Origin of the sequence: uncultured Thiohalocapsa sp. (assembly GCF_913063425.1) — a bacterium.
Taxonomy (GTDB): domain Bacteria; phylum Pseudomonadota; class Gammaproteobacteria; order Chromatiales; family Chromatiaceae; genus Thiohalocapsa.
Window position 1 is genome coordinate 87,826 of the sequence record NZ_CAJXYK010000010.1, and the last position, 11,565, is coordinate 99,390.

Below are 11,565 nucleotides of genomic sequence, written 5' to 3' on the forward strand. Positions count from 1 at the left end.
AGTGAATTCGGGGAATGCCCGTGGTCTGGGCCCGCACGATCGGGTGCAGCTGCGCCGCCTGCTGCTTTGGCAAGGGGGATTTGCGCTGGCCGCCGTCGTGCTGGCGGCGCCGTTCGGTGTGACCGCGCTCAAGTCGGCGGCCATCGGTGCCGGTGTCTGCCTCCTCGCCAACTGGGTGTTCGCCCTGAGGGTTTTCCGCGGCTACCGCGCCCAGGCGCCGGCGGAGCTCGCATCGCGGATCTACGCGGCCGAGATCATCAAGATCGTGCTCATCCTCGGCCTGTTCGCGCTTGCGTTCGCCACCCTCGCGAATCTCAACCTGCCGGCGCTGCTCGGCACCTATTTCGCGGTGCAGGTGCTGCCCGCGCTGTTTGCATCGCGGCCCGCGTCTCCGCGGACCGCCAACCGGGATTGATCGATGGCTGCAGATACGCTCACCGCCCAGGACTACATCGCGCACCACCTGACCAACCTCACCCTGGGCTTGCACCCGGAGCACGGACTCACCTTCGCGCACAACGCCGAAGAGGCCGCCGCCATGGGGTTCTGGGCGCTGCATGTGGACAGCCTGCTGTGGTCCTTCGGCCTCGGCTATCTCGCCTACCGCTTCATGCGCGGCGTGGCCCAGAAGGCCACCGCCGGCGTGCCCACAGGCGCGCAGAATTTTCTGGAGTGGATCGTCGATTTCGTCAACGAGAACGTCCGCGGCTCCTTCAGCGGCAAGAACGACCTCGTTGCCCCCCTCGCGCTGACCGTGTTCGTCTGGGTCTTCCTGATGAACCTGATGGACCTGATTCCGGTGGACCTGATTCCCTATGCCTTCGCGCAGTTCATGGGGCTGTTCGGTGCCGATCCGCATCACGTCTACATGCGCATCGTGCCCACCACAGATCCGAACATCACGTTTGGGATGTCGCTGTCGGTGTTCCTGCTGGTGCTCTACTACAGCATCAAGATCAAGGGCGTCGGCGGCTTCGCGTCCGAGCTCACCATGCAGCCCTTCGGCAAGCTCGGCATGCCGGCGAACCTTGTGCTGGAGGGCATCAGCCTGCTGTCAAAGCCGCTCTCGCTGTCGCTGCGGCTCTTCGGCAACCTCTACGCCGGCGAGATGATCTTCATCCTGATCGCGCTGATGTACGGCCACAACCTGCTGCTGGACCTGTCCGGCATGACGCTGCAGCTGGCCTGGGCCATCTTCCACATCCTGATCATCACGCTGCAGGCGTTCATCTTCATGGTGCTCACCATCGTCTACCTGGACATGGCGCACCAGCACCATTGACGCCCGCGGCGCCGCCGGCCAACGCGGCGGCAACAACCGAAAACCCTTACCATCCAACCATATAGATCCCGAGGGGAACAACATGGAACTCGCACAAGCACTCGTCTACGTCGCCGCCGGTCTCATGCTGGGCCTCGGCGCCATCGGCGCCGGTGTCGGCATCGGCGTCCTCGGCGGCCGCTTCCTGGAAGGCGCTGCGCGCCAGCCGGAGCTGATCCCGATGCTCCGCACCCAGTTCTTCATCGTCATGGGTCTGACCGACGCGCTGCCCGTCATCGCCATTGCGATGGGGCTGTACGCGATGTTCGCCCTCTGAGTCGTCCTCTGGTCCCCCCCAAGGCCCCAGATGGGTCCTCCACCGCGGGGGAGCCCACGTCGGGCGGTCGGCGGCCATGCGTCAGAAATGGCCGCCGGTGACCGCCGTTCCACACTAGAGGCACAAGTCAGAAAGGCAGACGGATGAACATCAACCTTACTTTGCTCGTGCAGATGATCGCCTTCGGCGTGTTCGTCGCCTTCTGCATGAAGTACGTCTGGCCGCCCATCATGAAGGCGCTGGAAGAGCGCACGGCGAAGATCGCCGAGGGGCTCGCGGCCGCGGAGCGCGGCAAAGAGGAGCAGGAGCTGGGCGAGCAGCGGGCGCTGGAGGTCATGAAGGAGGCCAAGACCAACGCCTCCGACATCGTCTCCCAGGCACAGAAGCGCTACAACGAGATCGTCGACGAGGCCAAGCGTGACGCCGTGGCGGAGGCCGAGCGCATCCGCACGGCAGCCCAAGCCGAGATCGAGCAGGAGGCCAACCGCGCGCGCGAGGAGCTGCGCGAGCGCATGGCCCAGCTCGCGGTGGCCGCGGCCGAGAAGATCCTGCAGAAGGAGGTCGACGCCAAGGCGCACAAGGACCTCATCGAGTCCTTCGCGAAGCAGATCTAGGGGCAGAGCATGGCCGGAGATACCACCACCATCGCCCGCCCCTATGCCGAGGCGGCCTTCGAGGTTGCCAAGGCGGACGGCACGGTAGACGCCTGGGCCGAGGGCCTGGCACTGCTCGGTGCCATCGTCGAGGACCCGCAGGTGGGCGCCCAGCTCGGCAGCCCCAACGCCACGTCGGCGCAGCTGCGCGACCTGATCTTCGGCGTCGCCGGCGAGGGCCTGGGCGAGCACCTGCAGAATCTCGTGCGCCTGCTCGCGCAGAACAAGCGGCTCATTGTGCTGCCGGACATCGCCCGGCTCTTTGCGCAGATGAAGACCGTCTACGACGGCCTGCGCCACATCGAGATCACCAGCGCCTACCCGGTGGACGACGCCGAGCGCAGCGCCCTCACCGAGCGCCTGAAGGCCCACTTCGGCGGCGACGTGGATCTCACCGTGGCGGAAGATCCGAGCCTCATCGGCGGCGTCAAGGTGCGCGCCGGCGACATCGTGATCGACGGCTCGGTGCGCGGCAAGCTCGAGCGGCTGTCCAACGACCTGCAATTCTGACGGCCGCCCGGCTTGAGCGCCATCTGACGGCGCACGTCGGCAGCCCTCATCGGAGACTCTCAGCGGAGCAATCCCATGCAACTCAATCCCTCCGAGATCAGCGACCTGATCAAGCAAAAGATCGAGCAGTTCGATCTCAAGACCGAGGCGCGCGCCGAAGGCACCATCGTCAGCCTCACCGACGGCATCGTGCGCATCTACGGTCTGTCGGACGCCCAGTACTATGAGATGCTGGAATTTCCGAACAACGTCTTCGGCCTGGCGCTGAACCTGGAGCGCGATTCCGTCGGCGCCGTCGTGCTCGGCGACTACACGAACCTCTCGGAAGGCGACTGGGTGCGCTGCACCGGTCGCGTGCTGGAGGTGCCGGTGGGCGAGGGCCTGCTCGGCCGCGTGGTGGACTCCCTGGGGCAGCCGCTGGACGGCAAGGGCCCGGTGCAGACCGACGCCACCTCGCCCATCGAGAAAATCGCCCCCGGCGTCATCGCCCGCCAGTCCGTGGACCAGCCCATGCAGACCGGCATCAAGGCCATCGACGCCATGGTGCCCGTCGGCCGCGGTCAGCGCGAGCTCATCATCGGCGACCGCCAGACCGGCAAGACCGCGGTGGCCGTGGACGCCATCATCAACCAGAAGGGCACCGGCGTTAAGTGCATCTACGTTGCCGTGGGCCAGAAGAACAGCTCCGTGGCCGGGGTGCAGCGCAAGCTCGAAGAGCACGGCGCCATGGAGCACACCATCATCGTGCACGCCGGCGCCTCCGACTCCGCGGCCATGCAGTTCATCGCCCCCTATGCCGGCTGCGCCATGGGCGAGTACTTCCGCGACAAGGGCGAGGACGCGCTCATCGTCTACGACGACCTCACCAAGCAGGCCTGGGCCTATCGCCAGGTGTCCCTGCTGCTGCGCCGCCCGCCTGGCCGCGAGGCGTACCCGGGCGACGTTTTCTATCTGCACTCCCGCCTGCTGGAGCGTGCCGCGCGCATCAACGCGCACGAGGTGGAGAAGCTCACCGGCGGCAAAGTCAAGGGCCAGACCGGCTCGCTGACGGCGCTGCCGATCATCGAGACTCAGGCGGGTGACGTGTCGGCCTTCGTGCCCACCAACGTCATCTCCATCACCGACGGCCAGATCTTCCTGGAGACGGATCTGTTCAACGCCGGCATCCGCCCGGCCATCAACGCGGGTCTCTCGGTGTCCCGTGTCGGCGGCTCGGCCCAGACCAAGATCGTCAAGAAGCTTGGCGGCGGTATCCGTCTGGCCCTGGCCCAGTACCGCGAGCTGGCGGCCTTCTCGCAGTTCGCCTCCGACCTGGACGAGACCACCCGCAAGCAGCTGGAGCGCGGCGAGCGCGTCACCGAGCTCATGAAGCAGATGCAGTACACGCCCATGAGCGTCGCGCAGATGGCCTGCTCGCTGTTCGCCGTCAACGAGGGCTACCTCGACGACGTTGAGGTGAAGAAGGTCGTGGACTTCGAGCGTGCCCTGCAGAGCTATATGGCCTCCGCCCAGAAGGACCTGCTGGACAAGATCAACGCCACCGGGGACTACAGCGACGAGATCAAGGAAGCCCTGCACGCCGCGCTGAAGGACTTTACGGCGAACAACACTTGGTAGGTTTGTCGTGACAGTCCTCGGGGCGCGCTGGTGATGGGGAGTCCAGTTGCTCCCTGCGCCAAGCGCGCGCAGGGCGGAGGGCTGAGGGCCGAAGCACAGCGACGGACCGCCTCAGCCCTCAGCCCCGAGGAACATGCCGTCGTCGTGTGCACGTACATCGTGACCGCACAGACGCAGCTCAGAACACAGATCGGAGCCCCCCATGGCAGGCGCCAAAGAAATCCGCACCAAGATCTCCAGCATCAAGAGCACGCAGAAGATCACCAAGGCCATGGAAATGGTGGCCACGTCCAAGATGCGTAAGGCGCAGGATCGCATGCGTGCCTCACGGCCCTATGCCCAGAAGATGCTGCAGGTGATCCGGCATCTGGCCAAGGCGTCGCCGGAGTATCACCACAGCTTCCTCGCCACCGAGCGCGAGGTGAAGCGGGTGGGGTACATCGTCGTCTCCTCGGACCGCGGGCTCTGCGGTGGCCTCAACGCCAACCTGTTCCGCAAGCTCGTCGGCGAGATCCGCGGCCACCGGGACAATGGCATCGATGCGATGTTCTGCACCATCGGCAACAAGGCGCTCGGGTTCTTCCGGCGCTTCGGCGGCAAGGTGGAGGCGCAGGTGACCCATCTGGGTGACAAGCCGCACATCGAAGACCTCATCGGCACGGTCAAGGTGATGCTGAACGCCTTCGAGCAGGGCGAGATCGATGCCATCCACATCGCTTACAACGAATTCGAGAACACCATGACCCAGCGGCCGACCATCCGGCAGCTGGTGCCCATCCAGGCCGAAGACGACGGCCCAACGGGCCCGATCTGGGACTACATCTACGAGCCGGACGCGCGCCTGGTGCTCGATAACCTGCTGACCCGTTACATCGAGTCCCTGGTGTACCAGGCCGTGGTGGAGAATGGCGCCTGCGAGCAGGCCGCACGCCGCGTGGCCATGAAGGCCGCCACCGACAACGCCGGCGGCCTCATCGACGAGCTGCAGCTCGTCTACAACAAGGCCCGGCAGGCAGCCATCACCCAGGAAATCTCCGAGATCGTCAGCGGTGCCGCGGCGGTGTAGCGCAGCGGGACTGACCGAAATCCCCATCCGACACAGCGATCCGCTGCGCGCCTGCGCGCGCAGCAGCAGCAGAGGAAACCATTATGAGCTCCGGTAAGGTCGTGGAAATCATCGGCGCCGTCGTCGATGTGCAATTCCCCCGCGGCGACATGCCCAAGGTGTATGACGCACTGATGATCGATAACAACGGGCTGACGCTGGAGGTGGAGCAGCAGCTCGGTGACGGCGTGGTCCGTACCATCGCCATGGGCTCCACCGACGGCCTGCAGCGCGGCGTGGATGTCACCAACACCGGCAAGCCCATCAGTGTGCCGGTGGGCAAGCCGACGCTCGGGCGCATCATGGACGTGTTGGGCCGGCCCATCGACGAGAAGGGCGAGGTCGCCGCCGACGAGCTCTGGTCCATCCACCGCAAGCCGCCGACGTTCGAGGAGCAGTCCGGTGCCACCGAGGTGCTGGAGACCGGCATCAAGGTCATCGACCTCATCATGCCCATCGCCAAAGGCGGTAAGGTCGGGCTGTTCGGCGGCGCCGGTGTGGGCAAGACGGTCACGCTGATGGAGCTGATCCGCAACATCGGCGTGGAGCACTCGGGCTACTCGGTGTTCGCGGGCGTCGGCGAGCGCACCCGCGAGGGCAACGACTTCTACCACGAGATGACCGAGTCCAACGTGCTGGACAAGGTCGCCCTGGTCTACGGCCAGATGAACGAGCCCCCCGGCAACCGGCTGCGGGTGGCGCTGACCGGCCTCACCATGGCGGAGTTCTTCCGCGACGAGGGCCGTGACGTGCTGATGTTCATCGACAACATCTACCGCTACACCCTCGCCGGCACCGAGGTCTCGGCGCTGCTCGGGCGCATGCCCTCCGCGGTGGGCTACCAGCCGACGCTCGCCTCCGAGATGGGCGCCCTGCAGGAGCGCATCACCTCCACCAGCACCGGCTCCATCACCTCCTTCCAGGCGGTGTACGTGCCCGCGGACGACCTCACCGACCCGTCGCCGGCCACGACTTTCGCGCACCTCGACGCAACCCTGGTGCTCTCGCGCCAGATCGCGGAGCTCGGCATTTATCCGGCCGTGGACCCGCTGGACTCCACCAGCCGTATCCTGGACCCGAACGTCGTCGGCCAGGAGCACTACGACACGGCACGGGCGGTACAGGGCACGCTGCAGCGCTACAAGGAGCTCAAGGACATCATCGCCATCCTCGGCATGGACGAGCTTTCGGACGAAGACAAGCTCATCGTCTCTCGCGCACGCAAGCTCCAGCGCTTCCTGTCGCAGCCCTTCTTCGTGGCGGAGGTCTTCACCGGCGCCCCCGGCAAGTACGTGTCGCTCAAAGACACCATTCAGGGCTTCCAGGCCATCGTCAACGGTGACCACGACGCGCTCCCGGAGCAGGCGTTCTACATGGTGGGCTCCATCGACGAGGCCGTCGAGAAGGCGCAGAAGATGTAAACCAGCCGCACCCGGCAGCGCCGCCCGCCGACCGGTGCGCGGCGGCCCTGCCGGGCCGGGCAGCTTTCTGGAGCACGCCATCATGGCAATGCAGATCCACGTGGACATCGTGAGCGCCGAGGGGGCCATCCACTCCGGCAGCGCGAGCATGCTCTACGCCCCCGGCGAGATGGGCGAGCTCGGCATCGCCGCCCGCCATGCACCGCTCATCACCCGCCTCAAGCCCGGCGATGTCCGGGTCGAGGATGACCATGGCAAAATGGAGCATTTCTACGTCTCCGGCGGCATGCTGGAGGTGCAGCCGGACGTGATCACCGTGCTCGCCGACACGGCTATCCGTGCCGAGAACATCGACGAGGCCAAGGCCCTGGAGGCCAAGCGCCGCGCCGAGGACACGCTGGCCGGGCAGACGGCGGAATTCGAGTACGCCAAGGCGCAGGCGGAGCTGGCCGAGGCCATCGCACAGTTGCGCGCCATCGAGAAGCTGCGCAAGATGCGCGCCAGTTGAGGTCGGGCCGGTCCTAAGTAAGCGCCCCGAGCGCGCGAGCATCCGACAACGACCGGCGCTGGTCGGGCCACAGCGCCGCTGAACCGGCCGCTCGCGGACAGCCCCGCTTCAGACGGCGTGTCAGTCGGGCCCTGTGTTGGCTGTCCATCCCCGCGGATGGCCTGCGAAGTGCCCGGCCGTCTCGGGTGCGGCACTCAAGACTTTTGGGCCTGCGGTCGGTTGCGCTATGCTCCCGGCAGTCAACCTGCTTACCCCCGCCCGCCATGTCCGACCGCGTCGCCGCCGGCAAGCTCGTGTCCCTGACCTACAGCATCCGTGACGATGCGGGACAGGTGCTTGAGCAGAGCAACCTGCCTGTGTCGTACATCCAGGGCGGCAACAGCGAGCTCATCGGCGGCATGGATGCGGCCATTGCCGGCAAGGGCGCCGGTGACGAGGTGGAGCTGGACGTTGCGCCGGAAGCAAGCGGTTTCGGCCCTTACGACCCGGACCTGACGTTCACCGACGCCGTCGAGAATGTGCCACCCGAGTTTCGCCGGGTCGGCGCCGAGGTGCCCATGCAGAGCGACGCCGGCGAGACGCGGACCTTCTACGTGACGCGCATTGCCGACGGCCGCCTCACCGTCGACGGCAACCATCCCCTCGCCGGCAAACGGCTGCGGGTGCGCATCCGCATCCAGGACGTGCGCGAGCCCAGTGCCGCGGACGTGCAGGCGGATGCCGCCGACGACGCGCCCGCCACCAACCCCGGCACGCTGCACTGAAGCAGGCGGCCATCGCTGTCATGTCGCCCGCCGCCGGATCGATTCACTCAAGCCTGCCCAAGGTCTCTGCCCCATGACCCTCGGCGTCGTCATCCTCGCCGCCGGCAAAGGGACGCGCATGCGCTCCGCCCTGCCGAAGGTGCTGCATCCACTCGCAGGCCGCCCACTGCTGCGCCACGTGCTCGATGCCGCGGGGGCCGTGGGCGCCACCCGTGTCTGCGTGGTCTACGGCCATGGCGGCGAGCAGGTGCCGCGGGCCCTGGCCGACGCCGACTGCGCCTGGGTGGAGCAGGCGGAGCGCCTCGGCACCGGACATGCGGTGCAGCAGGCACTGCCGGCCATGGCGGAGGTGGACCGGGTGCTGGTGCTCTACGGCGATGTGCCACTCATCGAGGCGGAGACGCTGAACCGGCTCATTGCCGACAGCAGCGACACGGCCCTCGGCCTGCTCACCATGACCATCGCCGACCCCGCCGGCTACGGCCGCATCGTCCGCGACGGCGGCGGCCACGTGCTGCGCATCGTCGAGCACAAGGACGCGAGCGATGCCGAGCGCGCCATCACCGAGGTCAACACCGGCATCATCGTCGCTGATCGCGCCCGCCTCGCCGACTGGCTCGGGCGGGTGGATAACAACAACGTCCAGCGCGAGTACTACCTCACGGACGTCATCGGGCTCGCCGCCGCCGAGGGCGTGGACGTGGTCACCGCGCAGCCCGAAACGCCGGAAGAGGTCGCCGGCGTCAACGACCGCATCCAGCTCGCCGAGCTGGAGCGCTGTCACCAGCGGCGCACCGCCGAATGCCTGATGCGCCGCGGCACCACCATCATGGACCCCGCCCGCATCGATGTGCGCGGGCGCCTGGACTGCGAGCGAGACGTCACGCTGGATGTGAACCTGGTCTGCGAGGGCGAGGTCAACATCGGCACCGGCGCCCGCATCGGCCCCAACTGCGTGCTCAAGGACTGCGACATCGGCGCCGGTGCCGAGGTGCTCGCCCATTGCATCATCGAAGGCGCGCGGGTCGCCGCGGGGGCTCGCATCGGACCCTATGCCCGGCTGCGGCCGGGGGCGGACATCGGCCGCCATTGCCACATCGGCAACTTCGTCGAGGTGAAACAGGCCCACATCGCCGAGGGGAGCAAGGTCAACCACCTGAGCTACATCGGCGATGCGGAGATCGGCAGCGGCGTCAACGTCGGCGCCGGCACCATCACCTGCAACTACGACGGCGCCTACAAGCACCTGACCCGCATCGGCGACGGCGCCTTCATCGGCTCCAACACCGCTCTGGTGGCGCCGGTGGCCGTGGGCGCCGGCGCCACCATCGGCGCGGGCTCCGTGATCAGCATGGATGCACCCGCCGAGCAGCTCACGGTGAGCCGCGCCCGGCAGGTCACCATTCAGGGGTGGGAGCGGCCGCGGAAGAAGTGACGAGTGACGAGGGCCGAGTAACGAGGGGTGCAATCCACTCCTCGCCCCTCGCCCCTCGATCCTCGCCCCTCGATCCTCGCCCTGAAGCCCAAAGAAAGAGCTCAATCCTATGTGCGGCATCGTCGGCGCCATCGCCCAACGGCCCGTTGCGGCCATCCTGCTGGAAGGTCTGAAGCGGCTGGAATACCGGGGCTACGACTCCGCGGGCCTCGCCGTGCTCAGCCCTGCCGGCGGCATGCAGCGCCTGCGCACCCTCGGCAAGGTGGCGAAGCTCGCCGAGGCCGTCGCCGCGGAGCCCCTCAACGGCAGCATCGGCATCGCCCACACCCGCTGGGCCACCCATGGTGAGCCGTCCACCGAGAACGCCCATCCGCACCTGTCGGGCGAGCGCTGCGCCATTGTCCACAACGGCATCATCGAGAACCACGCGACCCTGCGTGCGGAGCAGCTCGCCGCCGGCCACAGCTTCGGCTCCCAGACCGACACGGAGGTCGTAGTCCACGCCGTCTACGACGCGCTGGCGGCGGGCCACAGCCTCACCGAGGCCGTGCGCCGCACCACCGCGCGGCTGGAGGGTGCGTATGCACTCGGCGTCATCGACGCCCAGGACCCCACCCGCCTGGTGGCCGCCCGCCAGGGCAGCCCGCTGGTGATCGGCGTCGGCTTCCAGGAGCACTTCATCGCCTCCGATGTCTTCGCCCTGCTGCCGGTGACCAACCGCTTCATCTTCCTGGAGGAGGGCGACCTCGCCGAGCTGCGCCTGGACGGCGTCACCATCTGGGACCGCGACGGCCAGGTGGTGGAGCGCCCGGTGCGGGAGTCGAGCGTCGCCGCGGACTCCGCGGAGCGCGGCGAGTACCGCCACTTCATGCAGAAGGAGATCTTCGAGCAGCCACGGGCCATCGCCGACACCCTGGAGGGTCGCCTCGCCGCCGAGCACGTGCTGCCGGAGGCCTTCGGCGTCGAGGCCGAGGCCGTGCTGGCCCAAGCGCGGGCCGTCACCATCGTCGCCTGCGGCACCAGCTACCACGCCGGGCTCGTGGCCAGGTACTGGATCGAGGCCCTCGCGAACATGCCCTGCCACGTGGAAGTGGCCAGCGAATACCGCTACCGCAAGCACGTGGTGCCGTCGGATGCGCTCTTCGTCACCATCTCCCAATCCGGCGAGACCGCCGACACCCTGGCGGCGCTGCGCATCGCCAAGGACAGCGGCTATGCCAGGACGCTCGCCATCTGCAACGTCCCGGAGAGCTCCCTGGTGCGCGAATCCGACCTGGTGCTGCTCACCCATGCCGGTCCCGAGATCGGCGTCGCCTCCACCAAGGCCTTCACCACCCAGCTGGTGGCGCTGCTGCTGCTCACCGTCAATCTTGCCCGCACCCGCGGCATGGATGCGGCCGCAGAGGCCCATGCCGTCGCCCTGCTGCGCGGGCTGCCGGCCCAGCTCGACGAGGTGCTGGCCATCGACGGGCAGATCGCCGCGCTCGCCGAGCGCTTCGTGGAGAAGCATCACTGCCTCTTCCTCGGTCGCGGCGAGCAGTACCCGATTGCCATGGAAGGGGCGCTCAAGCTCAAGGAGATCTCATACATCCACGCCGAGGCCTATCCCGCCGGCGAGCTCAAGCACGGCCCGCTGGCCCTCATCGACGAGGACATGCCCGTGGTGGCCGTGGCGCCCAACAACGCCCTGCTGGAGAAGCTCAAGTCCAACCTGGAGGAGGTCCGCGCCCGCGGCGGGCAGCTCTTCGTTTTCGCCGACACCCAGGTGCCCATGCAGGAGGAGCCCGGCATCACCGTCATCCGCCTGCCCGAGACCGACGACCTCATCGACCCCCTCGTCTTCACCATCCCCATGCAGCTGCTGGCCTATCACGTGGCGACGCTCAAGGGCACCGACGTGGACCAGCCGCGCAACCTGGCCAAATCGGTGACGGTGGAGTAACGCCTGCCCGTG

General features: G+C 67.5%; 12 protein-coding genes. All 12 read left to right on the forward strand.

The window, feature by feature from the left end; all coding sequences use genetic code 11:
- The first annotated feature begins 43 nt into the window (after window positions 1–43).
- The 12 genes from QZ607_RS07705 (at window position 44) to glmS (ending at window position 11,553) form a co-directional block, all read left to right on the forward strand.
- The gene (locus QZ607_RS07705; protein ID WP_295881504.1) at window positions 44–415 is read left to right on the forward strand and encodes an ATP synthase subunit I; all 372 of its coding nucleotides are present in this window, start codon (window positions 44–46) and stop codon (window positions 413–415) included.
- Window positions 416–418: 3 nt separating this feature from the next.
- A complete protein-coding gene (gene atpB, locus QZ607_RS07710) occupies window positions 419–1,282 on the forward strand; it encodes a F0F1 ATP synthase subunit A (protein ID WP_295881506.1) in 864 nt (287 codons plus the stop codon).
- 82 nt (window positions 1,283–1,364) lie between these two features.
- Window positions 1,365–1,598: a F0F1 ATP synthase subunit C gene (gene atpE, locus QZ607_RS07715; protein WP_058557788.1), complete on the forward strand. Its 234-nt coding sequence runs from the start codon at window positions 1,365–1,367 to the stop codon at window positions 1,596–1,598.
- A gap of 143 nt (window positions 1,599–1,741) precedes the next feature.
- Window positions 1,742–2,212: a F0F1 ATP synthase subunit B gene (locus QZ607_RS07720; protein ID WP_295881508.1), complete on the forward strand. Its 471-nt coding sequence runs from the start codon at window positions 1,742–1,744 to the stop codon at window positions 2,210–2,212.
- Between the two features lie 9 nt (window positions 2,213–2,221).
- Window positions 2,222–2,761 (forward strand): F0F1 ATP synthase subunit delta, encoded by a 540-nt coding sequence (locus QZ607_RS07725; RefSeq protein ID WP_295881510.1) that lies wholly within the window; start codon window positions 2,222–2,224, stop codon window positions 2,759–2,761.
- A 75-nt stretch (window positions 2,762–2,836) separates the two neighbouring features.
- A complete protein-coding gene (gene atpA, locus QZ607_RS07730; RefSeq protein WP_295881514.1) occupies window positions 2,837–4,378 on the forward strand; it encodes a F0F1 ATP synthase subunit alpha in 1,542 nt (513 codons plus the stop codon).
- A gap of 202 nt (window positions 4,379–4,580) precedes the next feature.
- Window positions 4,581–5,444: a F0F1 ATP synthase subunit gamma gene (gene atpG / locus QZ607_RS07735; RefSeq protein ID WP_295881515.1), complete on the forward strand. Its 864-nt coding sequence runs from the start codon at window positions 4,581–4,583 to the stop codon at window positions 5,442–5,444.
- Window positions 5,445–5,527: 83 nt separating this feature from the next.
- Window positions 5,528–6,904, forward strand: a complete 1,377-nt coding sequence (gene atpD / locus QZ607_RS07740; protein ID WP_295881517.1) for a F0F1 ATP synthase subunit beta — start codon at window positions 5,528–5,530, stop codon at window positions 6,902–6,904.
- An 82-nt stretch (window positions 6,905–6,986) separates the two neighbouring features.
- On the forward strand, window positions 6,987–7,412 hold the full coding sequence (locus QZ607_RS07745) for a F0F1 ATP synthase subunit epsilon (protein WP_295881519.1): 426 nt from the start codon (window positions 6,987–6,989) through the stop codon (window positions 7,410–7,412).
- A 263-nt stretch (window positions 7,413–7,675) separates the two neighbouring features.
- Entirely contained in the window at window positions 7,676–8,176 is a 501-nt protein-coding gene (locus QZ607_RS07750; protein ID WP_295881520.1) for a peptidylprolyl isomerase, read from the forward strand.
- 73 nt (window positions 8,177–8,249) lie between these two features.
- Entirely contained in the window at window positions 8,250–9,611 is a 1,362-nt protein-coding gene (gene glmU, locus QZ607_RS07755; protein ID WP_295881522.1) for a bifunctional UDP-N-acetylglucosamine diphosphorylase/glucosamine-1-phosphate N-acetyltransferase GlmU, read from the forward strand.
- 109 nt (window positions 9,612–9,720) lie between these two features.
- Window positions 9,721–11,553: a glutamine--fructose-6-phosphate transaminase (isomerizing) gene (glmS, locus tag QZ607_RS07760; protein ID WP_295881525.1), complete on the forward strand. Its 1,833-nt coding sequence runs from the start codon at window positions 9,721–9,723 to the stop codon at window positions 11,551–11,553.
- The last annotated feature ends 12 nt before the right edge of the window (window positions 11,554–11,565 follow it).

Bases quoted from the DNA above. Each gene is read 5' to 3' on its own strand.
- atpB (WP_295881506.1), top strand. From the start codon at position 419: ATGGCTGCAGATACGCTCACCGCCCAGGACTACATCGCGCACCACCTG.
- atpE (WP_058557788.1), top strand. From the start codon at position 1,365: ATGGAACTCGCACAAGCACTCGTCTACGTCGCCGCCGGTCTCATGCTG.
- QZ607_RS07720 (WP_295881508.1), top strand. From the start codon at position 1,742: ATGAACATCAACCTTACTTTGCTCGTGCAGATGATCGCCTTCGGCGTG.
- QZ607_RS07725 (WP_295881510.1), top strand. From the start codon at position 2,222: ATGGCCGGAGATACCACCACCATCGCCCGCCCCTATGCCGAGGCGGCC.
- atpA (WP_295881514.1), top strand. From the start codon at position 2,837: ATGCAACTCAATCCCTCCGAGATCAGCGACCTGATCAAGCAAAAGATC.
- atpG (WP_295881515.1), top strand. From the start codon at position 4,581: ATGGCAGGCGCCAAAGAAATCCGCACCAAGATCTCCAGCATCAAGAGC.
- atpD (WP_295881517.1), top strand. From the start codon at position 5,528: ATGAGCTCCGGTAAGGTCGTGGAAATCATCGGCGCCGTCGTCGATGTG.
- QZ607_RS07745 (WP_295881519.1), top strand. From the start codon at position 6,987: ATGGCAATGCAGATCCACGTGGACATCGTGAGCGCCGAGGGGGCCATC.
- QZ607_RS07750 (WP_295881520.1), top strand. From the start codon at position 7,676: ATGTCCGACCGCGTCGCCGCCGGCAAGCTCGTGTCCCTGACCTACAGC.
- glmU (WP_295881522.1), top strand. From the start codon at position 8,250: ATGACCCTCGGCGTCGTCATCCTCGCCGCCGGCAAAGGGACGCGCATG.
- glmS (WP_295881525.1), top strand. From the start codon at position 9,721: ATGTGCGGCATCGTCGGCGCCATCGCCCAACGGCCCGTTGCGGCCATC.